This is a genomic window from Mesobacillus persicus (assembly GCF_900109925.1).
Taxonomy (GTDB): domain Bacteria; phylum Bacillota; class Bacilli; order Bacillales; family Cytobacillaceae; genus Mesobacillus_B; species Mesobacillus_B persicus.
Map to the genome: position 1 here is coordinate 371,367 of NZ_FOBW01000001.1, position 23,584 is coordinate 394,950.

25 protein-coding genes, 1 tRNA gene and 1 pseudogene are annotated in these 23,584 nt (G+C 40.6%); 6 read left to right on the forward strand and 21 right to left on the reverse strand.

The genetic code is table 11. The features are described 5' to 3' along the window. The first annotated feature begins 61 nt into the window (after positions 1–61). Positions 62–586, forward strand: coding sequence for a CBO0543 family protein (locus tag BMX30_RS01800; protein WP_090740600.1), 525 nt, complete (start codon positions 62–64; stop codon positions 584–586). A gap of 200 nt (positions 587–786) precedes the next feature. After that, positions 787–2,217 (forward strand): DHA2 family efflux MFS transporter permease subunit, encoded by a 1,431-nt coding sequence (locus BMX30_RS01805; protein WP_090740602.1) that lies wholly within the window; start codon positions 787–789, stop codon positions 2,215–2,217. Between the two features lie 106 nt (positions 2,218–2,323). Here the strand turns inward: BMX30_RS01805 and BMX30_RS01810 are convergent, their stop codons facing one another. The 10 genes from BMX30_RS01810 to BMX30_RS01850 form a co-directional block, all read right to left on the reverse strand. Next, positions 2,324–2,959 carry a pyridoxamine 5'-phosphate oxidase family protein gene (locus tag BMX30_RS01810; protein WP_090740603.1) on the reverse strand — a complete coding sequence of 212 codons (636 nt, stop codon included), beginning with the start codon at positions 2,957–2,959 and terminating at the stop codon, positions 2,324–2,326. Positions 2,960–3,145: 186 nt separating this feature from the next. Continuing rightward, positions 3,146–3,226 (reverse strand) — tRNA-OTHER (locus BMX30_RS01815). Between the two features lie 52 nt (positions 3,227–3,278). After that, entirely contained in the window at positions 3,279–3,422 is a 144-nt protein-coding gene (locus BMX30_RS23355) for a hypothetical protein (RefSeq protein ID WP_170843764.1), read from the reverse strand. 99 nt (positions 3,423–3,521) lie between these two features. Then, entirely contained in the window at positions 3,522–4,193 is a 672-nt protein-coding gene (locus BMX30_RS01820) for a lysozyme family protein (RefSeq protein WP_090740605.1), read from the reverse strand. Between the two features lie 153 nt (positions 4,194–4,346). Continuing rightward, positions 4,347–5,096 carry a hypothetical protein gene (locus BMX30_RS01825; protein WP_342028056.1) on the reverse strand — a complete coding sequence of 250 codons (750 nt, stop codon included), beginning with the start codon at positions 5,094–5,096 and terminating at the stop codon, positions 4,347–4,349. Positions 5,097–5,222: 126 nt separating this feature from the next. Continuing rightward, entirely contained in the window at positions 5,223–6,098 is an 876-nt protein-coding gene (locus BMX30_RS01830) for a proline iminopeptidase-family hydrolase (RefSeq protein WP_090740608.1), read from the reverse strand. A 78-nt stretch (positions 6,099–6,176) separates the two neighbouring features. Continuing rightward, on the reverse strand, positions 6,177–6,941 hold the full coding sequence (locus BMX30_RS01835) for an NAD-dependent protein deacylase (protein WP_090740610.1): 765 nt from the start codon (positions 6,939–6,941) through the stop codon (positions 6,177–6,179). A gap of 334 nt (positions 6,942–7,275) precedes the next feature. Then, the gene (locus BMX30_RS01840; protein WP_090740612.1) at positions 7,276–8,334 is read right to left on the reverse strand and encodes a tartrate dehydrogenase; all 1,059 of its coding nucleotides are present in this window, start codon (positions 8,332–8,334) and stop codon (positions 7,276–7,278) included. Between the two features lie 95 nt (positions 8,335–8,429). Next, positions 8,430–9,203, reverse strand: coding sequence for an SDR family oxidoreductase (locus BMX30_RS01845; protein ID WP_090740614.1), 774 nt, complete (start codon positions 9,201–9,203; stop codon positions 8,430–8,432). Between the two features lie 31 nt (positions 9,204–9,234). Beyond that, entirely contained in the window at positions 9,235–10,221 is a 987-nt protein-coding gene (locus BMX30_RS01850) for an NADPH:quinone oxidoreductase family protein (protein WP_090740616.1), read from the reverse strand. Positions 10,222–10,475: 254 nt separating this feature from the next. Between BMX30_RS01850 and BMX30_RS01855 the strand changes: the two are divergent. Beyond that, positions 10,476–11,150: pseudogene (locus BMX30_RS01855) on the forward strand (NAD(P)H-dependent oxidoreductase). A 57-nt stretch (positions 11,151–11,207) separates the two neighbouring features. On the opposite strand, the gene BMX30_RS01860 reads toward BMX30_RS01855, so the two are convergent. Together BMX30_RS01860 and BMX30_RS01865 are read right to left on the reverse strand one after the other, a co-directional pair. Next, positions 11,208–12,347, reverse strand: a complete 1,140-nt coding sequence (locus tag BMX30_RS01860; RefSeq protein WP_090740617.1) for a M20 family metallopeptidase — start codon at positions 12,345–12,347, stop codon at positions 11,208–11,210. 275 nt (positions 12,348–12,622) lie between these two features. Beyond that, positions 12,623–13,069: a hypothetical protein gene (locus BMX30_RS01865; protein WP_090740619.1), complete on the reverse strand. Its 447-nt coding sequence runs from the start codon at positions 13,067–13,069 to the stop codon at positions 12,623–12,625. Between the two features lie 212 nt (positions 13,070–13,281). On the opposite strand from BMX30_RS01865, the gene BMX30_RS01870 reads away from it, so the two are divergent. Continuing rightward, positions 13,282–13,677: a secondary thiamine-phosphate synthase enzyme YjbQ gene (locus BMX30_RS01870; RefSeq protein ID WP_090740884.1), complete on the forward strand. Its 396-nt coding sequence runs from the start codon at positions 13,282–13,284 to the stop codon at positions 13,675–13,677. Positions 13,678–14,112: 435 nt separating this feature from the next. Here BMX30_RS01870 and BMX30_RS01875 read toward each other — a convergent pair whose 3' ends face one another. Both BMX30_RS01875 and BMX30_RS01880 read right to left on the reverse strand, forming a co-directional pair. Next, the gene (locus tag BMX30_RS01875) at positions 14,113–15,006 is read right to left on the reverse strand and encodes an NAD(P)-dependent oxidoreductase (protein WP_090740621.1); all 894 of its coding nucleotides are present in this window, start codon (positions 15,004–15,006) and stop codon (positions 14,113–14,115) included. Then, on the reverse strand, positions 15,003–15,791 hold the full coding sequence (locus tag BMX30_RS01880) for a hydroxypyruvate isomerase family protein (protein ID WP_090740623.1): 789 nt from the start codon (positions 15,789–15,791) through the stop codon (positions 15,003–15,005). Before BMX30_RS01880 ends, BMX30_RS01875 begins: the two co-directional genes overlap by 4 nt. Before the next feature lie 276 nt (positions 15,792–16,067). Between BMX30_RS01880 and BMX30_RS01885 the strand changes: the two genes are divergently transcribed. Then, the gene (locus BMX30_RS01885) at positions 16,068–16,538 is read left to right on the forward strand and encodes an NUDIX hydrolase (protein WP_090740625.1); all 471 of its coding nucleotides are present in this window, start codon (positions 16,068–16,070) and stop codon (positions 16,536–16,538) included. A gap of 90 nt (positions 16,539–16,628) precedes the next feature. On the opposite strand, the gene BMX30_RS01890 is transcribed toward BMX30_RS01885, so the two are convergent. The 3 genes from BMX30_RS01890 to BMX30_RS01900 form a co-directional block, all read right to left on the reverse strand. After that, positions 16,629–17,543 carry an oxidoreductase gene (locus tag BMX30_RS01890; protein WP_090740627.1) on the reverse strand — a complete coding sequence of 305 codons (915 nt, stop codon included), beginning with the start codon at positions 17,541–17,543 and terminating at the stop codon, positions 16,629–16,631. A gap of 127 nt (positions 17,544–17,670) precedes the next feature. Further along, positions 17,671–18,417, reverse strand: a complete 747-nt coding sequence (locus BMX30_RS01895) for a hypothetical protein (RefSeq protein WP_090740629.1) — start codon at positions 18,415–18,417, stop codon at positions 17,671–17,673. Next, complete coding sequence (locus BMX30_RS01900; RefSeq protein WP_170843765.1) at positions 18,417–18,917, reverse strand: RNA polymerase sigma factor; 501 nt, start codon at positions 18,915–18,917, stop codon at positions 18,417–18,419. Before BMX30_RS01900 ends, BMX30_RS01895 begins: the two co-directional genes overlap by 1 nt. A 221-nt stretch (positions 18,918–19,138) precedes the next feature. Between BMX30_RS01900 and BMX30_RS01905 the strand changes: the two genes are divergently transcribed. Continuing rightward, the gene (locus BMX30_RS01905) at positions 19,139–19,660 is read left to right on the forward strand and encodes a YfiT family bacillithiol transferase (protein WP_090740630.1); all 522 of its coding nucleotides are present in this window, start codon (positions 19,139–19,141) and stop codon (positions 19,658–19,660) included. 114 nt (positions 19,661–19,774) lie between these two features. On the opposite strand, the gene BMX30_RS01910 is transcribed toward BMX30_RS01905, so the two are convergent. The 4 genes from BMX30_RS01910 to BMX30_RS01930 form a co-directional block, all read right to left on the reverse strand. Beyond that, a complete protein-coding gene (locus BMX30_RS01910; RefSeq protein ID WP_244532481.1) occupies positions 19,775–20,236 on the reverse strand; it encodes a peroxiredoxin family protein in 462 nt (153 codons plus the stop codon). Positions 20,237–20,350: 114 nt separating this feature from the next. Next, positions 20,351–20,971 carry a histidine phosphatase family protein gene (locus BMX30_RS01920; RefSeq protein WP_170843766.1) on the reverse strand — a complete coding sequence of 207 codons (621 nt, stop codon included), beginning with the start codon at positions 20,969–20,971 and terminating at the stop codon, positions 20,351–20,353. Between the two features lie 429 nt (positions 20,972–21,400). After that, positions 21,401–21,757, reverse strand: coding sequence for a cupredoxin domain-containing protein (locus BMX30_RS01925; RefSeq protein WP_090740638.1), 357 nt, complete (start codon positions 21,755–21,757; stop codon positions 21,401–21,403). Positions 21,758–22,035: 278 nt separating this feature from the next. Next, on the reverse strand, positions 22,036–23,529 hold the full coding sequence (locus tag BMX30_RS01930; protein WP_090740639.1) for a nitrate/nitrite transporter: 1,494 nt from the start codon (positions 23,527–23,529) through the stop codon (positions 22,036–22,038). Positions 23,530–23,584: the final 55 nt, after the last annotated feature.

Genomic DNA, 23,584 nt, shown 5'->3' on the forward strand with positions numbered 1-23,584 from the left:
TATAATTCCTAATGTTTTAGATGGTATCCGCGCATAATAGTAAAAAAGAGGAAATGATTTTATGCATCATGCCCTAGCACTAATCAGTATTTTGGCTGTTTGGTACAGGAGGGATTATCGAAATTGGAAGATTTACTATTCAACTATGCAATATATTGCGATTGGGAATTTAACCTATAACTTTCTTTGTGCCTCACACTGGTTATGGAGACTATCTCCTGATATTAAATGGTTTAATCACTCTTTATTGGAAATGAGTTATACGTTTATTACCTTTCCGCTTACTGCACTTATGTTTTTATCTCGTTATCCTGAAGGACAAGGGAAATGGAGAATCTTCCGTCATTATGCATTTTGGGTTGGTTTATATGTAGTCGTGGAAATTATTTTATTATTACGAGGAAGTATCCTTTATAAATACGGCTGGAGCCTCCTTTGGTCGGCAGCTTTCGATTGCCTTATGTTCCCATTTTTACGGCTTCATTATAAAAAACCTTTGTTAACTTTATTCATAAGTGTCCCGTTGACGATTTTCCTTGTTTGGCTATTTAATATCCCTATCCATGTGCCGATTGAGAAGCGATAAATAAGGTGTTTACCTTCCGATGAATCTCTCCGAAAGGAGCACCTTATTCTTTTTACTAGAAATTCCAACTCGATAGAAGTATACTAAAAAACGGTGACTATTTCGAAAAATACTTTTTTAACAAAATAAAGTGCCTAACTTCCGACGTCATTAAGTATAGGAGGCAGTAAGCACTTTAGGAAGAAGAAAGGAATTTATTTATGAACAAGTCTATGGAAAAGAAAAATACTTCAATTGTCGTGTTGTTGTTGGCTGGGACTTTTATTGCTATTTTAAATCAAACCTTGATGATTACGGCTATCCCACCGATTATGGATGAAATGGGAATCACGGCCAATAGCGCGCAATGGTTAACGACCGTTTTTATGCTTGTGAATGGGATCATGATCCCTGTTAGCGCGTTTTTATTAGAACGGTTTACGACAAGGCAATTGTTTATTACCGCAATGAGTGTTTTCGCCTTTGGAACGTTAGTTGCTGGGATTGCACCAAATTTCGAAGTTTTACTACTTGGACGTATCATTCAATCAAGTGGAGCAGGCGTAATGCTTCCTCTTATGCAAACGGTCTTTTTTATGATTTTCCCTGTCCATAGACGCGGAGCAGCGATGGGATTGGTCGGATTGGTCATTTCCTTTGCGCCGGCGATTGGACCTGCTTTATCAGGCTGGGTAACTGAGCATTATTCATGGAGAGTACTTTTCTTTATTATTTTGCCGATTGCCTTGATTGATATTCTAATAGCTTCCTTTGTTTTAAGGAATGTAACGGAAGTAACTAAGCCTAAATTAGATGTATTATCAGTTATCTTGTCTTCATTCGGCTTCGGAGGACTTCTATATGGTTTTACATCGGCCGGGAACGCAGGCTGGCTCGCGATTAGTACCATCCTTACCCTAGGAATCGGCGTAATTTCATTGATTTTGTTCATTACAAGGCAATTACGGCTGGCCCATCCTATGCTCGAGTTTCGTGTGTTTAAGCACGCGCTTTTCCCTCAGGCAGTGATTATTGGAATGGTTACCTTTATGGGGTTGATTGGTTCAGAAACAATTATTCCGTTGTTTATGCAAAACATGCGTGAATTCACCGCTCTTGAAGCCGGTCTTGCTCTTTTACCAGGAGCAGTAATTACCGCAATTCTATCCCCTGTTACCGGAAGAGTATTTGACCGATTTGGAGCTAGGTGGCTCGTTATTACTGGGTTAGCAATTATTACACTTGCATCGTTCGGGTTATCACACTTGAGTCCTACGACTTCGTTTACTTATATCATGATGATGTACTCCGTTCGGATGTTTGGGTTGGCAATGGTGCTTATGCCAGTTTCAACAGCTGCTTTAAACAGACTACCGAAAAAATTGATTGCTCATGGAGCAGCGATGGATAATACAATGAAGATGATTGCAGCTTCTGTCGGAACAGCTGTGCTTGTAACGGTCATGACTACAACAGAATCTACCGTTCAAAAAAGCATTGATATTCCTAATCCTGATATCTATGGTGCCAATATGGCCTTTCTCGCTTTAACTATCCTCTCGTTAGCTGCCTTTATTCTTTCGTTTTCAATAAAGGATCGTAAGCCAGGGCTTTCGGATAAAGAAACGCAGGGAGAAAAAGTTGAACAATAAGATAAAAACTCCTCCAAACCACATTGTTGTTACTCAGTGGATTTGGAGGAGTTCTTTTAATTTAGTTAGGGTCTTCATTTTTATCTCTATAGAGAAAGGGTGAAGTTTAATATAGACGTTTCCTGTATCCCTCCGCCAGCCTTTCTGCAATGGAATCCGACGTGGTTCCGGGGAGCTTTGCGTGTTCAAATATGATTTCAGCAGCGTTGGGTAATGACTCTTGAGGTGCCCACGTGGTGGGTTCCCATAACTTTGAACGTTTAAAAGCCTTTGCACAATGAATGAAACATTCCTCAACTTCTACTACAATACCTATTTGAGGCTTTTTCCCTCTCACTGCCATTTGTTCTAAAACTTCATCGTCTGTAATCAATGTTGCCTTGCCGTTGACTCTAAGAGTTTCTTCTAAACCAGGAATAAAAAAAAGCAGCCCTACATGTGGGTTCATTAGGATATTACGCATCGAGTCCATTCTTTTGTTTCCCGGTCTTTCTGGGATTATCATCGTCCTATCGTTTAATACTTTGATAAAACCAGGAGCATCACCACGAGGCGACACATCACATTGTCCAAAAGAATTGGATGTAGAAAGGACCATGAATGGGGAATGTTCAATAAAATTTGTACAATGGTGATCTAAGATGGTAATCACCTTCTGTTTGGCCAATTCGCTTGGTCCCCCTATTAAACTATCTAACTCTTCTTCCGACTTAATTATATTTTTAAATGACGTAGTAACCATGCCTCTTACTCCCTTCAACAAAATTTACATCCATCATATCACCATTTTTATTGAAGTGGAAAAATTATGTAAGAGCGTTTCTCGTGTGAATGGTAACAAAAAAACAATGCTATCCTCTAGGGATTGCATTGCCTGTTCCGTTTGATATTGGGTTGATTAGAAGTCAGACATTGTTGAAACAAAAAAAGGACTTGGTGGGAGTCGAACCCACAAGATGTCCAACAATTCATAAATTGTTGACTGCTCTGACCATTGAGCTACAAGTCCTTACTCATATTATTTCCACATTTGTCATTTCCATGCAGGTAAAATGAATTATTTATCTTAGCTTTCCGATTCTTTTTTTAATTGGGAGGCTGTAACAGTCATCGCATACTCCGTTATTATCCTGATACTCGTCTTCGTCTGTGATCACGTTGTTGCATTTAGAGCAAATCCACTGCTGTTCGGTAACCTGCTCCATACGCTCATCTCCTTTTTATTACATAATTCGTGAAGATGAATAAAAATCCTTCAATAATTTTTAATAAATTACGGATTTTGACGAATAAGCAGATACCGTCTATAGCCCTAATGAAAAGCTAGGCAAATCAGGGTTGCTAGCAATCAGGGTATTAATATTCTTTGTTACCTTTGTAGTATAGGTAAAGTCCCCATAACAATAAGGATAACGAAAATTATTCTGATCTCCTCCGCAATTGTAGAGCTTTGGATTCTTATCAACCTGGATAGCAGAGAATTCTTTCGCTATTGTTTCGCTATGTGTGCCACCTTTTTCAGCCACAAAATCGATGTATCCTAAGCCCATATTATAAGCTTGGATAATCGTTTGAAAATCAACCTGACGCTTATTCCCATAAGCTAAGGTGTTTTGGAAGTGCTTGACCCCTTGTTTAATGCTTTGGTGCGGATCGTTTATGGAGTTAGGTGCTAACCCAGCAGATTCTGATGACTGCATCGGGTCTCCACCCTTGCCCCTACTCTCCTGCTCCATAATGGCCGCAAGTACTACCGTGTATTCTTCTAAGTCAACTTTTTCCAACTCTTGACGGAGAATAGGAGTGTATTTTTCAACATCACTATTAACCGTAGGTTGGACTGGAGTGCCTGTTTTATCATGGGTTTGAATCTGAGTGACTTGTTGGATTACTACTGAGATAAAAATAAACGCGAATAAAACTAGAACAATATTAAAATTTCTTTGGATTTTTTTCTTGTTTTTTTTACTTGCCATTATTGGGCTCCCTAAGTTCTTGTGATTCTACAACCATTAAAACATAAAACATTGGGAGTCTCTAGTAATAATTGTTCCTAAGCTAATAGAATAAAAGTTAATTTATCGATTTATTTAGTCTGTTTTATAGGCAATCCCTAGATATAAGGTCTGTTATCTAACTTTCCATCTATATAATAGATAGCTAAAAACAAAGGTAAGAAGTGAAAACAAGAGAGCGATACTTGAGAATACTAAGACATAAACATTGTATCGTGCAATTTTACCAATAATCTCTTGGGAGTTGAATCCTAACAGACCTGCAATCACGTTAAAAAGGATAAGCATGAAGAAAAGTGCGATAAGCCCTTTTGACGCCCCTTGGATATCTGCCTTACTAAGCGCGATATGAGAAGAAATGCTAATTGCAAGTAAAAGAAAAATCCAGAACATCGGATTTAGTATATTTTCAAAGGTAAAGAGATTCTTCGTTAGCAGAAGCAACGTGTCTCCTAATGTGTTTATGAGATGACTAGCCTCTATTGTGCTTCCTTGAAAGATTGAAGAGCGAACGGATCTGTAGGTTTCAGGAAGAAGCCAATACATTCCTAAGATTATTGCACCAATTCCGCTAAAGATGGGACCCAGACCGATAAAAAACAAGCCTACTTGCTGATATAGACTATGTTTATTGTATTGATGCTCGACATAGCCGAGTACGCCATTGGATGAATTCAATTGTAAAAGCTTCACTCTTGTTACCTTATGTCCCCAGATAAAGCACTGAATAAGGTGACCTATTTCGTGAATCGGAGTACCTATCCATGCTGTAAAAAGAACGCCTTTGATTCCAAACGCTCTTGTTAGGTAGAGGGTTGAATACCGTTCGAGAATCCCCAGGACAAATCCAACCAATAGGAGCACCCCGACAAGAGAACCCAGCTCTATAAAACTTGTGAAAATGATGGATAGAAAAGTTGAAAGGTTCAAGGTTATCTCTAGTCCTTTCGAGTAAATTGACCATGGTCTTTAATCATCAATAAAGGGAAATTAACGATCACAATCTACGGTAGTTAAGAAGTCACCGACCACGTGTAAATATTCTGCCTCATCCTCTATATATGGCATATGAGCACTGTTTTCAAAAACATGGACTCTTGAATTTGGAGTGAGGCTACTGTAATACGCCGTTGTTTCTGGAGTTGCTTCATCATACCGACCACAAGCATATAGAGTCGGGCAGGTAATTTCGTGTAATTGGGAGGTACAGTCAAATGTCTTTAAGTTACCTGTAACAGTAAATTCTGACGGTCCCCACATTATGTTGTATACTTCAGGATTTTTTAGATGGGCACCTTGTTTTAAATGTTCAGGATAAGGATCTAAGCGGCAAACAAAGTGTTGATTAAACACCAAGGTTGCGTCCTTATATTCCTGCGTGTCAGTTGTTCCATTTTGTTCACTTCTGATAATGATTTCTTGAATTTCTTTTGGTAGTTTTTTGAGATTCCTGCGTTGATCTTGCTCCCATAACGGAGCACTGAGGCATGAGCTAGAAAAGACAACGCTTTTCACACCTTTTGGCTTCGTTAGGCAATAAGCAGCCGCTAAGGTTGTTCCCCAGGAATGGCCGAGAATATGAACCTCCTCTAAGTTTAACGCTTTGCGGATATCCGCTAATTCTTGGACAAACCGGTCGATGTTCCATAACGAGGGATCAGTAGGTCGGTCGGATCGTCCACACCCTAGTTGATCATAGAGAATAACTGGTCGGTCAACTGCTAGCTCCTTTAGTCCTTGCAAGGTATAGCAGGAAGAACCAGGACCTCCATGCAAAATAATAAGTGGGGTGCCCTCCGCCTGTTTATTATGTAATTGATACCAAACCTTCCCACCAGGAACTTCAATATATCCTTCTTCGTGCATACTCTTCGCCAACTCCTATTGTCTTTTGTTTTTTTACAGTTAAATACCAGGTGCCAGGCACCATCCAGGAAATTCCACTTATTCTTTGTTTATTTGCGTTAAGGTGGCCCCTATGGACTCGTGAATGACGTAGGTGTCATGAGCGTGATCGTATGGAGAATCTCCTTTATTGATGAGAATTATTGGGACACCCTCCCTTCTGTACTGTGGGAAAGTTGAAAATGGTGTAACCTGTAGGCTTGTCCCTAGGACTAAGATACAATCTGCTTGGTGTATGATATTCGTGATTGTACTAAACCCTTCTGCTGTAAACCATTCTCCGGCATCCCCAAACAGCACCACATCTGGTTTTATGTAATGGTCGTGTTCTTCACGAGTTTGACAATGAGTGCAAATAAAATAGTCTTCCATGGTCTGAATGCGGTTCATCATCTCTTCGGTTCGATATACTTTCCCGCAATTCATGCAAGAAGCCGTTCTCATCGTACCATGAAATTCGATGACATGGTTGCTTCCCGCTTTTTGGTGGAGGCCATCGATATTTTGGGTGATAATCGTTGATACTTTCCCTTCTTCCTCCCATTTTGCTAATATCTGATGACCAACGTTTGGCAATGCTTCTGGGTGGTAAAGGTTTTCAATCGCAAATTGGTAAAACTCTTTAGGGTGCTTATAGAAAAAATCAAGCGACAGTATGTATTCTGGTGATTGGCGATAGATTCCTGTTCGTGATCTGAAGTCCTTGATTCCAGATTCTGTACTAATTCCAGCGCCTGTTAGAACAACGATTTCTTTAGCCTCTTTGATGATTTTTATGCATTTTTCAAGATTGTTTATCTCCACAGTTAATCTACTCCTATGATAAGCTCGTTTGTTTTAGTCGTCGGTCTGTTGACCTACAATGATGAAGTGGCCAGTACCAACTGATAGCATTACCCCATGCACCTGTGTTGATTCTAAATAACCTAATGGATAGAGAATTGCACTTGCTTAAATGCCTAACCCAACAGAATTCACAGAATATCCGGCCAACTTGTTCAAATTCCCGCCTCATGATATGGACTATTTTAAAGCATTTTTTAGTAAACTTCTGCATATAAGGAAAAAGATTCAGCATCCACTCACGGAGTACCGAATCTTAAAAAATGAAGGATGAATTGTTTTAGTGTGAAATTAATCATAAAGCTTGGAGCCGATGGATGATTTCCTCCGTAACTTCCTTTGTTGTGTTCCGTACTCCTAAGTCAGGTGTTAGAATTCCATCTCCTGTCACCCCTTCAACCACATCTAGGAGTTGATGACCAAGTTCCTCTTCACCCAAATGATCGAGCATCATTTTCGCAGTCCAAATCTGGCCGATTGGGTTAGCGATGCCCTTCCCGACAATGTCAGGCGCACTCCCATGGACCGGTTCAAACATCGATGGGTATTTGCCGTTGACATTTATGTTGGCTGCTGGTGCAATTCCAATGCTTCCCATAACGGCGGCGCCTATATCCGTTAGGATGTCGCCAAATAGATTGCTAGCGACGATTACATCAAACCGTTCAGGTTGGGTTACGAAAAAGGCGGCTAAAGCATCAATATGTTGGGAGTCGGTTTGAATGTCGGGATAGTCTTTCGAAACATCTTTAAATACATTGTCCCAGAATGGCATGGAGTACACGATTCCGTTGGATTTTGTGGCACTGGTCACACGGGATCTACGTTTGGAGGCTAAATCAAATGCATATCGCATCGCACGCTCTGTCGCTTTTCTAGAGAACACCGCATTTTGAATGGCGATTTCATCTTCCCCTTGGTAGATGGTTCCTCCCACCGTGCTATATTCTCCCTCACTGTTCTCGCGGATAACGATGAGATCAAAATCCTTTGGGTTTGCTAATGGGGAACGAATGCCATTCATCATTTTAGCTGGGCGCAAGTTAATTGTTTGCTCAAACTCACGGCGAATTTTAATCAGCAATCCCCAAAGAGAAATGTGGTCTGGGACAATTTTTGGATTCCCAACAGCACCTAAAAAGATCCCATCGAACTCTTTCAATCTCTCTAAACCATCCTCAGGCATCATCGCCCCGTGTTCAAGATAGTATTCACAGCTCCAAGGGTATTCGACAAACTCAAACTTCAAACCACCATGAACGTCCGCTATTGCTTCTAGTACCTTTATTGCGGCTGGGACTACTTCTCTACCAATCCCGTCGCCGGGGATACTGGCTATTTTTAATATTTTCATTGATTTCACCTCAGGTTTTGACAGACTATGTAAAAAAACTTTGAAAGCCTTGCCCACTGGCAAAGCCTTCAAAGGGAAACTTATAAGCTATTAAACTATAAGGTACTGCCCCCATCGACACTTAACACCGTTCCCGTTACAAAATCACTAGCTTTTGTTGCAAGATAGATGGCGGCTCCTTTTAACATTTGGTCGTCGCCGATTTTATTTAGAGGAATTGTTTCTAGAACAGTGTCTTCCTTTTGCTCCAATGTGCCTGCGGTCATCTTCGTGCGGAACATGCCAGGGGCAATCGCGTTCACATAAATATTATGTCTTGCCCATTTAATGGCTAAATCCTTTGTAAAATGAATGACCGCCGCTTTACTCGTGGTGTAACCGATCGTGTTTGTCACCTCAGGCGGCCGGACAGTTAAGCCGGCTGCAGAGGCGATGTTAATGATTTTCCCATAGTTTTGCTCAATCATATGCCGACCGACGGCTTTGCTCATTAAAAACGTACCGGTGACATTAACATTCATGACTTTATTCCATGCCTCTAGTGGCATATCCTCAACTGGAGCTCCCCATGTTGCCCCACTATTGTTGACTAAGATATCAATTTTACCGAAGTCTGCCAAAACCCGGCTGACAACTTCTTCTACTTGAGGTTCGCTCGTGACATCAAGGGAATAGCTATTGGCTTTGATTCCGTATTCTTTAGCAAGCCTTTCTGCTACCTCTTCGCAGTTTTCTTTTTTACGGGAGCAAAGAGCCAGATGACAACCCATTTCCGCATAAACTTCAGCAATTTGTTCGCCGAGGCCACGGCCTCCACCAGTAATGATCGCGACTCGATTCGTTAAATCAAATAATTCTGTAACTTTCATACATATGATTCCTTTCCTCTTTTAGCTAGATCTATTTATCGATATTGATAACGACTTTTCCCCAGGTTTTACGACCACCAAGTAGTTCGAGAGCTTCAGGAACTTGTTCGAACTGAAAGTTTTTGTATAGAAGTGGTTTGATTTTCCCTTCTTCATACAGCTTCATGATTTCCTCATGTTCCTTAACAACTTTTTCTGGATAGAGTCGGTTAAAATAACCCCAATGAACACCGACAACGGAGTAGTTCTTCACTAACACATGGTTGGCTTTTAGACTTGGAATCGTCCCACCGGCGAAACCAATGACTAGGAGTCGGCCGTCAAAGGCGATGCATTTCTTAGAACGGTCGAATACGTCACCGCCAACCGAGTCATAAATCACATCTGCTCCTTTTCCGCCTGTTTCTTTTTTTACAACTTCCACAAAGTCTTCGGTTAAGTAATCAATAACCACATCTGCTCCAAGCTCTTTACAGATTTGAGTCTTTTCACTGCCACCAGCAGTTGCGATGACATAGGCACCTGCTGCTTTTCCTAATTGAATCGCTGCGGAACCCACTCCACCTGCACCGGCATGGACGAGTAAAACTTCGCCTTTTTGCAGGTTGGCCCGATTAAACAATGCATAATATGATGTGTGATAAGTAATAAATAGTGCTGCGGCTTCATCCAAAGGCATGTTTTCGGAAATTGGATAGACTCTGCTTTCATCAACAGAAACATATTGAGCTAACCCACCGTGTGGTGCAGCTGGCTGAGCCATTACTTTTTGACCAACCTTGTATGCACTGTCTTCGCCACACTTCACGACTACGCCTGAAATTTCAGAACCAAACGTAAACGGTAGTGGTGGCTTTTCCTGATATGTCCCTTGGCAGAGTAGAATATCAAAGAAGTTAAGCGCAACCGCTTTCACTTCAATCAGTACCTCATTTTCCTTCCATTCAGGCTTTTCTACCTCTTCAATCTTTAAAACGTCTTGTGGCTCCCCAAGTTCTTTCACTTGCCAAACTTTCATCCCCATCATTCTCCTTTTCTATGCTGGTTTCTTCATACAAACTCTCCTAAATGAATATGTTCTCTAATAGCCCAGCATTTCCTGCATCATTCGACTAAAAATATGTAATATTCTAACTAGTATAGTTGGAAATTCATTGGAAGGTGCCAGGCACCAACCTTTTTTTGGTAACTTGTAAGGATAAGCTGAGCAACAAAATGGGAAACTATTATTACTAGGTAATTCAGTTTGAGTGGATTTAGGGGGATTAGCTCATGAGTCATGAAGGAAAGAAACAGGAGATTCTCGATGCATTTCAGTTCAGGCATGCAACGAAAGAATTCGATCCCAACCAGAAAATATCTGATGAGGATTTTGAGTTTATCTTAGAAACGGGGAGACTATCGCCAAGTTCAGTTGGTTATGAACCATGGAAATTTGTTGTTGTACAGAATATGGAGCTTCGTGAAAAACTCCGTGAAGTTGCATGGGGTGCTCAAGGTCAATTGCCTACAGCAAGCCATTTCGTTCTGATTCTTGCAAGGACCATTAAGGATACGAAATATGATACTGAATATGTAAGGAATCAAATGTTAAATGTTAAGCAAATTCCAGCAGAAATTTATGCTCAAATGGAAGAACGCTATAAAACCTTCCAAGAGCATGATCTACGGTTACTTGAAAGTGAACAGAGCATGTTTGACTGGGCAAGCAAACAAACGTATATCGCGTTAGCAAACATGATGACAGCCGCTGCTCAAATCGGGATTGATTCCTGTCCAATCGAAGGGTTTGATTTTGAAAAGGTCCAAAAGGTCTTAACGGAAGAAAACTTACTTGAAGACGGACATTTAGCCATCTCCGTTATGGTTGCATTTGGGTAACGTGCCCATGAGCCACGCCCAAAAACTAGGAAAGACATGGAAGATATCGTGCAGTGGATTCATTAAAAGTGCCAGGCACCATCCATTTTTCTGGATGGTGCCTGGCACTTTACATCTTCTTCCTTATTCTGTTTCCGAAAGTCTTGCAATCGTCATCGCTAGCAAGAGAGTTCGCTCTGGTAGGGTGTCGATTTCCATATATTCCTTATCACTGTGAGCGTTTCCTCCAACCGGGCCAAGGCCGTCCACAGTTGCGACACCGGTGGCAGACGTAAAGGACGCATCACCGCCACCGCCAGTGGCAGTTGCCGAGATTTCCATTCCAATTTCTTCACCGACATCTTTAATAATATCGAGTAGAGATTTTGTTTGATCATTGTGTTCCATCGGCGGACGTCCGATTTCTCCCTCTAAAACGACATTTGTCCCCTGCACTTCGGATGTTGCACAAATTTCTTTAAACCTTTCTTCCAGGTATTCCCCTTGTTCGAGCTCAGAAATCCGGACATCGACATGCGCAATCGCGCTGTCGCAAACCGTGTTAACCGCAGAACCCCCTTCAATAATCCCAACATTGACACTCATACCTTTTTCATGATCGGTTAAATCATGTAATTGGATAATTTTATAGGCAAGCTCTTCAATCGCACTTCGACCTTTTTCAGGTTCAATTCCTGAATGCGCAGCCTTTCCTTCGACCACTATCGTATAACGACCGCCGCCGCGCCTTGCCATTACAAGAGAGCCGTCCTTTCTTGCCGGCTCCATAACGAGAGCGAATTCTTTCCCAATGGAACGTTCCTCTATCAGCGACCGGGAGGATGGTGAACCAATCTCTTCATCACTGTTTAAAATAATTTCGACATTTTCAATGCTTTTTGATCCAGCATGGACTAATGCCTGCATCGCATATAAAAGTTCAACCAAGCTCGACTTCATATCGACGACACCAGGACCATAAGCTCGATTTCCTTTGATTGTAAAAGGGCGCTCTGCCACCGTTCCTTCAGGAAACACCGTATCCATATGAGCAAGCAGAATAATCTTCGGAGCAATCGTATTTTTATGACGGATTACTAAATGATTGCCGTATTCCTTCTCTTCTCTCACTTCGACGACAAAACCAAGTTCCTCGTATTTTTTTGTTAATATCGACCCTACAAGGTCGACCCCCTCTTTCATGTAGGAACCACTATCTATATTAACGAGCTGTTCAATTAACTCCAGCATCTCCTCTTGTTTTTGTTCAATAAATCTTTCCATTTCTTCGCATCCCTTATATTAAATTGTAAAAGTGAAATCATTTTTTATAAATAGATTCAGTTTTCTATGTAACTACTATAATATTACATCTTATGAAAAAAGTCGTTAGTAATAACGTCCATTAGGCTCCTGAATTGTAAAAGTATAGGAAATTAGATGCCGGTTGAAGGGAACAAGAGTGTTGCCTAACACGAGTTTAACCGAGCTTTGAATTAAAAAGAGTCCTTCGGTAAAGGGAGTGGATTCCCCCCCTTTTCGATAGGACCTCTAAAAACTTATTGAGTCATTGTCAGTAACGCAACGATGGAAAGTATCGGGATAGCAGACATAAGGGCAATCCCAATGAATAACAATGTGTGAACAATTGTTTTTAGTTCTTTTGGTGGTTCTTCATATCCTAATACCGCTCTGCGAATGTTTAACACTTGAAGTAAAGCGAAACCGAGAACAGCAAGAATTAGGATGATGGGAAACGCGATACTCTGTTCTTGTGTTGGATCAATAAGCATAAAGCCGTAGACAATCATCAAAATTGGAATCGCCTCAACTAGTGCAACCTTAAAGAAAAATTGCATTTGTTCTTTCTGTAAAGACTGCATGTTCAAGCTTTTTTCAGATTCAAATTTTTGCTGCACTTTTCCCATGAAATTTTTAAAAGCTGCTAATATACCAAGAACGGCGATGACTGCAGCCAGAACAAATAACCATGTAGGATTAATCATCAAATCCCTCCCATTCGATAATTATCCAATATTTTCCCCTTTGATGTCAAAAAGTATGATTAGTAGAGAAACTCACCTTTTGTAGTTGAATATAGTGCAGCACCCTTTCCATAAAAAGTAAGGTGCCAGGCACCATCCAGTATTTGGATGGTTTTTTTCGCGTTTTTTCTTTAGAATGTGGATAGTGCATTTATTGGGAAGGAATGAAGATGATGCTTAAGAAGTTCACTCTGAAGACAAATACGCGTGATCAGATGGTTGAGGTGACTCATCTAGTTCAAGATTTTGTTCGGGACCAGACCGTTCGTGATGGAGCGGTGATTGTTTATTGTCCGCATACAACCGCTGGCATCACCATTAATGAGAATGCAGACCCGGATGTGAAGCGTGATATGATTCGTCGCTTTGATGAAGTGTATCCGTGGCACCATGAGCTCGATCAGCATATGGAAGGAAATACAGCAGCCCATATGAAGGCTAGTACCGTTGGGGCCTCCCAGTATATCATCGTGACAGATGGGCGATTGCTTCTAGGTACTTGGCAAGGAATTTATTTTTGCGAATTTGACGGGCCACGAACACGTGACTTTTATATCAAGGTTTTATAACCTGGGCTTTAAAGTAATCAAACCAACAATTAAAGCCACCAAAAAAAAAACAAACCTCTCACAATTTAAGAAGGCACTGAAATTCCTTCGGCTTTTTGAATAAGTAATCTGATCAATCAAAAATAACGACTCTAAAATTGAAAATCTGATTTTAGAGTCGTTTTTTATGTTTCATAAACAAATGGGAAATTCTTTTGTATTTAACCTAAGTATAGGCACTGTTGATTGGAGTGGAAGGCGGCGAAGACTCCTGCGGGAGTACGGGGCAGGGGAGACCCCGCAGGTGCCTAAGGCACCGAGGAGGCTCCCCGGCACGCCCGCGGAAAGCGAAGCCGCCTGGAACGGAAATCAACAACTTTGTTTTAGCTCATCTCTAATTCAGGGTACTTCTTCAGTGCCCTCCAATTTAATGAGGTTTGTATTTTTACCCTTACACTATCCCTGCTTTTTAACCACTACCCCACATTCTTTTTCTAGTGGTTGAATAACAGCTGACATGTCTGAATCACTAAGCCCTTGGTCTGTTGCATTTTGAAAGGCTTGTTCGGCCATTTGCCCGGTAAAATTCTTCATTCCTGCTTCCATTAATAGCTGATTCGCCAAGCGGACATCCTTATGCACGTATTTTACAGCGCCACCAGGTTCAAATTGACGATCTAGCACATATTCTTCCATATGCCTACGTAAAATCCGGCTATCTCCATAACTAACTTTTAAAATCTTAAATAGTTGTTCAGAATCCAATCCAAATGCTGCGCCCGTTACCATCGCCTCAGATGCAGCAAGCGAATGAACCGCAACAAGGTATTGATTGATTAACTTTGCAATGCTTCCCGCCCCGGACGGACCAAGGTATTCGATATTTTCTCCAAGAGCCTTAAGGATTGGGGAAACGGTCTCAAACGCTTGCTTATCGCCACCAACCATAATCGTTAATGAGCCTTTCTCCGCCCCTTCTGGTCCACCGCTAACCGGCGCATCTAGGTAAGAAACTTGTTTTGCATTCGCTGTTTCAAACATCCTTTTGCTAGTATCGGCCCCAACGGATGTAAGATCAATGCAGATAGTTCCGGGACGAGCATGTTGAATGATTCCAGACGGACCATCATATACTTGGATAACATCTGCTGGCATTGACAAACAGCTACATATAACGTCACACTCCCTCGAGAGCTCAGGGATGTTCTCTATATGTTGAGCACCTAGCTTTTGTAAGTCTGCCACCTTCGCCTTCGTCCGATTATAGACTTGCACGTCATAACCGTTTTGAAGCAATCTTTTTACCATTCGTGAACCCATCACACCGGTTCCAATAAAACCTATTTTCATATCCACTCGCTCCCCTTTTTCATTGTTGTTAACCATTCAAAGCTATCTTCGCTTCTTCCTTTTGGAGTATATTCCAAGCCAATATAGCCCTTATATGTATTTTTCAAATGCCCAAAGACTTGTTGATAGTCGATTTCCCCTGTACCTGGCTCATGTCGAGATGGAGTATCGGCAATTTGCACATGCCCGATGATGTCGGTATATTGATCATATAATGAAAGTGAATTCCCATGAATTCTTTCAATATGGTAAAAATCAAATTGAAGCGCTACATTTGGTAGATTCACTTCTTTAATAATTCCTGCTGCTTGGTGAAGGTTGTTTAAAAAATAATCAGGCATGTTATAAGGATTAATCGGTTCAATCAATAATGTTAAGTCATACTTTGCCAACTCAGAGCCCGCATAATAGAGGTTGCTTACGTAAACCTCCTTCGCATGTTCCCGGTTGGCTTCTGAAACAATCCCTGCCATGCAATGAATTCTCGGAACATTTAACGCAGTAGCATACTTGATTCCCTGTCTCACTGATTTCTTAAAAGCATCTACTCGTGACGGATCTGTTGCGAGTCCGCGATCTCCCTGCTCCCAATCCCCAGGGGGCAAATTCAATAGCACCATAGATAGTTGATTTCGCTCCATTTCCTGGACAATCTCTTTTGTTGTATGGGCATAGGGAAATTGACATTCAACAGAGGAAAAACCTGATTCTCGGGCTTTTTTAAAACGTTCAATAAAAGGCACTTCAAGAAAGACCGTTGAAAGATTAACAACAAGTTTGTTCATTGGAACCAACCTCCTCTTGAGTAAGAAATCCGTTCTAAAAAAATTCGACTATAATTTCGCATTTCCTGTTAAAAAATACATTTTTGGCTATAAATTATGCATTTCTTTTATGAGGGTATTAGAATTTGAAACGGATACAACAAATAATTATTTTTAAAATTAAAAATATTGTATAATAAATAGCTTAGTTGATTTTTAGCCGTTTGCCTAGTTGTGAGGTCTTCTAAGTGTGGGACGAATAAGAATCCTAACCATCAATCAAAGGGGGAAAATGAATTGGACGCTGTTTTTAAAGTAGAAGAAGGAGTTTTTAATTACCGTGTTGCCGGTGTACTTATTGAAAATGACCATATTCTATTACATAAGCAAGTAAATGATACACATTGGGCACTACCGGGTGGCCGAGTGCAGATTTTAGAGGATTCAGCAACTGCAGTAAAGAGAGAAATTCACGAGGAGCTGGGTCTAAGCGTGCAAGTGCAAAACCTACTTTGGGTGACGGAGAACTTTTTCACTTACAATCACAATCAATATCATGAAATCGGTTTCTATTACCAGCTTTTGTCCCAACCGGAAGCAATGAAAGACCAAGAGAGCTTCTTTGGGCTTGAAGGAGAGCGACTTCTATATCAATGGGTTCCCTTGCATGATCTTGAACAGATTGAATTGCACCCAACATTTTTAAAAACTGCATTACAGAAAATCCCTGCAAGTCCTGAACATATTGTCATCAAGAATCAGGAGTAAAAACGCGAAAAGAGGAGGCTCGAATCAATCGGTGCCACCTCTTTTTTTCTCGTTTATTAATGATTTCGAATTGATTTTCTTCGCTTCAAACTAGGCGAAATCATATGTGACCCCTGTCATCTCCTCAGAAATATTCCAGAGTTTTCTCATCGTTTGTTCGTCATTAGCAGCAGGATCAGGTGTTTCCAGTGCCGGGTAGCCCTTCATGCGGCCCCTGCCATCTGGACCTATGTATTCGCCACCTTTAAGGGACGGTTCTGTTGCCGCATAAATCGTTGGGAGTGCACCCATTTCTGCAGGCTGAAGAAAACGGTTCATTAAACCTCTAACCAGTTTAGGGGCGTCCTTTTTGCCGAATTTAAATAGATTCGTAGAGGATATCCCTGGGTGGCACGCCAGGCTAATCGTCTGGATATCATGCTCTTTTAAGCGCTTATCCAATTCTTTGGCAAATAAAAGATTAGCAAGCTTACTTTGACCATAAAATTTCATTCCTTTATAGCCTTTTGATCCATCTAAGTTGTCAAAATAAATGCCTGCTCTACGATGCGCAAGACTGCTGAGCGTAACGACACGAGAATTGCTAGTATTTTTAAGCAATGGTAAAAGCTGACCAGTTAACGCGAAATGTCCGAGATGATTGCTTCCGAACTGGAGCTCAAAACCATCCTTTGTTTTACCATAAGGAGGAGTCATCACACCTGCATTATTGATGAGAAGGTCGAGAGAGTCAAATTGAGTTTCGTATGTTTTAGCGAAGATACGAATACTTTCTAGGTCAGCGAGATCAAGCTTCATTACCTCAACTTCAGCCTGTGGATGCTTAGTTATAATTGTATCTCTTGCTACTTTTCCTTTTTCTTCATTGCGAACAGCCATGATTACCCGAGACCCATTTTGCGCAAAAAACTTAGCTGCTTCTAATCCAATTCCACTATTTGCTCCAGTGATAACTGTCGTCTTTCCTGATAAAAGATCCTTTTCCAAATCCGCACCGCCATTCATCAATTCATCCCTGAAAATAAAGGGCTTCCTCCTAAAGATATCACGACACCGCGATGAAGGACAATCTAGAGCAATCTGTAAAAAAACTGGATGGTGCCAGGCACCATCCAGTTCTTTACCATCCCCTTCACTTTTCAATTACACCGATTAAATACCCTTCATATAAATTTTGGATTTCGTTTCCCCAGTCAAGATCAAGGGATGCTAAAATTTCGATCTTCTCAGCTGGAAATTTTCCTGATCTTGATCCGGATGAGATCGTCTCTCCTGCGATTCTTGGTGGTTGTGGGTCGTAACTAGCGTACTCGTTCCGCACTTTTATTATCTTATGACTTTCTTCGTCCATTTCAACAAATGCGTATAACCGCACGATTGTTTTCTCTGTTTTAATTTCTCGGAACACGAGTCTTTCATTTCCTTCATTTAGCCCTTCTCCATATGTGTAAAGCACTTCTTCTGTTTCTTTGTCGATGATATCAATCATCACAAATTCATCGGTTGTTCTTTTGGTCAATTCAACATCTGCTTTTTGAAAAGGCATTTCTACATAAAGGTCATGTAAAGCGACTTGATGTTCGCTTAAGTTCGGATGGTCCTCATATTCAGTAATAACTCCTCTCTCAGCGTTCGATTCTGGTTGATCTTCACCTACTTGTTGGAACGTTAAAAACGAGAACAAGAATATTGCAGCAACCGTGGCCAATCCAACATACAATTTTGTCACCTTATTTTGCCACCTTTCTCTTTTAGCATGGTTTATTTCAGCGCTCTGGATTTCGGTCAGCATTTGTACTTGCTTTTCAACCTTTAAAACGGGTTTGGGCAAATCTTTCAGTTGATGGAGGATTTCATTTTGTTTGTTTTCTTCCAACATTAGAGTAGCCTCTCTTTCTCGTTCTGCAAAGCCTTTAATGCTCTGTGGAAGGTGAGTCTTACTTTTTCCTCTTTCCAATTTAGAATTTCAGCCGTTTCTGAAACAGACAATTCTTTGATTCCTCGTAAAACAACCACATCTCGGTAGGATTTTTTTAACGTTTGTATGGCCTTAAACAATTCTTTATTAGTTTCATTGAACTCAAGTACCTGTTCTGGCGTATTCGTGCTATAGGAATCTACCGATTGTTTGAAGATGAATTCTTTTACTCTACCCCTTTGTTTCCGACGAATTTCATCGATAGCGATATGTCTTGCGATGCTAAAAAGCCAGGTCTTTGGACTCGATTTTTCTTGAAAGGAATCCTGTTTTTTGATTGCTCTGATAAAAACCTCTTGGACTAAATCCTCTACATCTGTGCTTCCCAAATAATAAACAAAAAAATGATAGAGGTCATTGCTGTATTGGTGAAACCAATCACTTATCCTGCTAGTAGACATTTTTTGTATTCCCCGTTTCATTGAACTACCCATTAGTCGAACAACTCGCTCGTTTGTTTCAGTTTATTTTAACAAATATCAACGAATGTTTTGGTTGAGGCAAGAATTGTGAACCCACCCATTCGAAAGAAGGATTTTCCCTTCAGGGTACGGAATATAGTTAAGTTAGTAGTGGCTCGACTTTTAAAACAGTAATAAAATGATACCTGGGGGAACTGAAAATGAAAGAATTGCAATATCCGATTGGTCCATTTCAACCGCAACAGGAACTGTCGAATACATTTATTGAAAGTTGTATAAGAGAGATTGAAGAGGCTCCTTCTCTATTTAGAAAGGCAGTAGAGGATTTAAGTGACAAACAACTCGATACTCCCTACCGCCCTGGCGGATGGACGATTCGTCAAGTTGTTCATCATCTTGCGGATAGCCATATGAATAGCTTTATTCGCTTGAAATTAGCTCTTACCGAGGATAATCCAACGATCAAACCCTACTTTGAAGAGAAATGGGCAAATTTAGCTGATTCCAAACAATCGATTGAATCATCGTTAACTCTTTTAGAAGGATTGCATTCAAGATGGGCTTATTTATTGAAATCGTTGAAGCCTGCAGATTTGGAAAAGACTTTCTATCACCCTGAAACAGGTCCAGTGACATTGGCTATGAATATCAGCTTGTACGCTTGGCACAGTCGCCATCATCTTTCGCACATCACTAGGCTTCGTGAACGGATGGAATGGTAAACGCAGGGAACGCAAATAAAAGAAGCAGCAGATTCGCTTGAATTTGCTGCTTCTTTTATTTAACCCTGTCGATGGATCAACCTTTATTCAACAATGTGCGGAATTCCTTTAAACCTATGTTAACTTTTCAAGCTCATTAAAAACGGCTTCATAATCTTCCTTTTGATCCGCTTTGAACGAAGTGTTTGTGTAGGTAATCACACCTTCTTTGTTCACTACAAAAACCGAGCGAACCGCGGTTCCACCTTTTTCATTAAACACCTGGTAGTTTTTCATTGTTTGCTTATCCCAATCAGATAACAGTGGGTATGGCAATGTTCCCATGCTTGCTTCAAAAACTCGGTGTGAATGAATATGGTCAGCGCTGACCGCTAAAACATCGGCGTTTAATTGTTCAAACTTCTTATAGTCCTCTTTCCAAGAGGCAATTTCTTTAATTCAACCTGGGGTAAAATCCATCCCATAAAAGGCAACAACAATATTTTTACTTCCTCGATAATCTGCTAAAGAAATCTTCTCTTGCTTCGTTGCCGTCAAGGAAAAATCCGGCGCCTGATCACCAATCTTCAAAGACACTCTAAACGATACCTCCTTTTATCATACCAACCCCATTATTCCCCAAAATTCAAAAAGTAAGCAGCGAGATGGAAATAAAAGTTAGGTGCCAGGCACCATCCAGTTTTATGGTAATTAGTTATTCGGTACAAAGATTTTTTCGAATTGGTAGTCTCCGTCGAGTTCGTTAATTTTAAGAACGGATGCATTTTCAATTGGCTTAAAGCCGGCTAATTCTTCTATTGGCCAGTTCATGAGATAGGCAAGAAGCATTTGCATAAAGGCAGCGTGAGTCACTACGACGATATTATCGTAACGACCTTGCTTCTTCACCCTTTCCACGACTGCAGTCATAAACATTGTCGCGCGAAGATACACATCGGCCAGCGACTCCCCGTTCTGGAACCGAAAATAAAACTGTCCTGCTGCTTTAAATTCTTTTTTCGATTCAGGGGTCCGATTGGTATGGTCATATAGATTTCCCAATTCCCACTCTCGAATCAGTGGATTTTGATGAAAAGGGACTTGTCCAGGTAGCTGAGAGTGGACGGCCTCTGCTGTCTGCATCGTCCGCAAATAAGGAGAACTGTATAGCACTGACGTTCCTTCCACGATTGTTTTCATAAATTCCCCGGTTTGTTTGACCTGCTTTTGACCGAGAGCAGTCAAATTATGTTGGGAATCATGTGTATGAGCCATGACTGTACGGTCAACATTATGCTCAGCCTCGCCATGACGAATCACATAAATATTCAATGTTTCCTCCACCCCTTGTTGTGATTTATGTATTTATAAAAATGGACACCCATGGTTAGGAGTGTCTATAAGTTAAAAATCGGTAAGAAAGATCTTATGTAATACTTTAACAAGTATTTTTAAGTTGGTAAAGTAAATTATATCAATATTCAGAATATGAGTTTGCAGGTTATGCTGGAGTGAATGGGTGGGTTTGTAGATAGAAAAACAGCTTGATGTAGTATGAGCGGTGAATTGTGTAGAAAGTGGGTGTTGTTATGTAGAATAGGCGGGCAATCGTGTAGAAAGTGCAAATGGTCATGTAGTAAAGAGTAGAATTATTGTAGAAAGATACGAAATTCTTATAGAAACTTTTAATCAGATTCTACACACAAAAACAGGCACTCGGATTTTGAAACCCGGTGCCTAGCCAATTCTTTAGTTTTACATCTATTCCACAATAACCGTGGCAATCATGTCATCGTGTCCAGTACCACATTGGATGCTACACTTTACTTTATACTCACCTGGCTCAAGCGTTGCTGTTGCAGAACCTTCCCCATCAATTTTCACGTCTGTACCTTCAACTTCAATTCCATGGTAGCCTTCTACATTTTTAAGGTTGAACGTAACTTCCCCAGCAGGAACAGTGTACGTATCTTGTTCAAATTCCCAGTTTTTCGCACTTAAGTCGACTGTGCTCTCTGCACCACTGCTATTTTCACTTCCATTGCTTTCTTCTCCTCCGCATGCTGCTAAGGCAAGAATGGACACCATCATAAATAAAGACACTAGTAACTTTTTCATTGTTTGCAATCCCCTTTACTTTTTTATGAACTTCATTGGTTTGTACGGGCTCACCTAAATTCGGGTTCTACGCTATTCAAGATAGAATCCTATCAAGGTGATCCTTGTTTCCTTACTAAAATTTTGCCATCCTTTCTCATTGAATTCTCATTTATAAGTTCATTTTAAAAAAGATTGGCTTGGTCTGTAGTGCGGAATATCACTGTTAGACTTTTTTTCGTAACATTTAACGATTAGATAAAAAAACCTCCACCGTTGTAAGTGAAGGCCAGACAAACTTAATCGATTTTAGCTTCATTAAAAATTCCTACATAATATCTAACCTGTTCCGACTCATTTTTAATCGGACTAATCGAGAGCCTCTCCAAGTAGATTTCGCCGTTCTTTTTCTTGTTCCATATCTCCCCTTGCCAAGACCCGTTTTCGCGTATGGATTCCCACATTTCTTCGTAAAAATGTTTGTCTTGTTTGCCAGATTTTAAAATACGTGGGCTTTGACCAATGATTTCTGCTTCGGTATAGCCGGTGATGGTTGTAAAAGCGGGATTCACCTTTTGAATATTGCCTTTCGCATCGGTAACCATAATGCCTTCCACTGTATAGTCGATGATTTTCTTCGCCTGCTCTAGTTGTTCTTGATAGTACATCCAGATAACGATAATAAAGCAGGCCAAGGCTACTTGTGATAGCGCCATAAACCCAATGGCATAATGACCTGTGAGATTGAATAAGAACGTTAGCAATAACGGTGGGAAAAAGCCGCCTAGCCCCCCCATTGCAGCAACGATACCGTTGACGATTCCCGCTTGTTTTGAAAAATACATGGGAACCAATTTAAAAACAACGCCGTTTCCGATTCCTGCAAATAACGCAATCGTTAAACATCCAAAAGAATACCATGTTAGACCTGGGTTAAAAGCGAGAATGATTCCTGACAAAGTTAAGGCGGCGAAAACAATCATTAACACCTTGAATGAGTTAAACCGATCACCAAGCCAGCCCCCAACAGGACGAATGAACGTTGCAATAGCTATAAACCCAGCGGTTCTTAATCCGGCATCTACTTTATCTAAATCAAAATGGACGACCAAAAAGTTTGGCAAATAAATGGTGAACGCGACAAATGCACCGAACGTAAGAAAATAAAACAAACTTAAAAACCATAACTTTTCGTTTTTATAGACAGTTTTAAGTTGTTCCTTTAAAGGTGTGACCACTTTTGGTTCATTTTTATCGCCAAACAAGAAATTTAGAAGGGCGATAAAAATCATCAGGACTAAATAAAATTGGACTGTTCGCTCCCAGCCAAATTGATTAGCAAGGACGGGCGCAGCAAACGTAGTGATGGCCGTACCAATATTTCCTACTCCATAAATACCATTAACAAATCCATGGCGCTCTTTCGGATAATATTTCGGTAAGGAAGTGACACCCACGGAGAATAGCGCGCCGCTAATACCTAAAAATAACCCACCTATGAACAGGTCGATAAACGAATTAGCGATACTAATGTAATAAATAGGAGCCAATAATACAATCGAGTTAATAAAAAACAGTTTTCTTGCACCAAATCGATTTGTCCAATAACCGATTGGAATTCTTAAGATTGATCCTAAGACGACGGGAATCGCGGTGACAAACGCTAGCTGAGCTCCGGTCAGCGGAATATCTGCTTTAATAAACGGCATTAACCCTGATAGTATGACCCACACCATAAATGCAGCGATTAAACTAAAGGTTTGAAGAGGTAATTGCAAGGTCTTGCTCTTCATCTAATCTAGCCCCTTTCGCTTTAATCTTCTCTAAATTGGCCGTGTTACATTATTG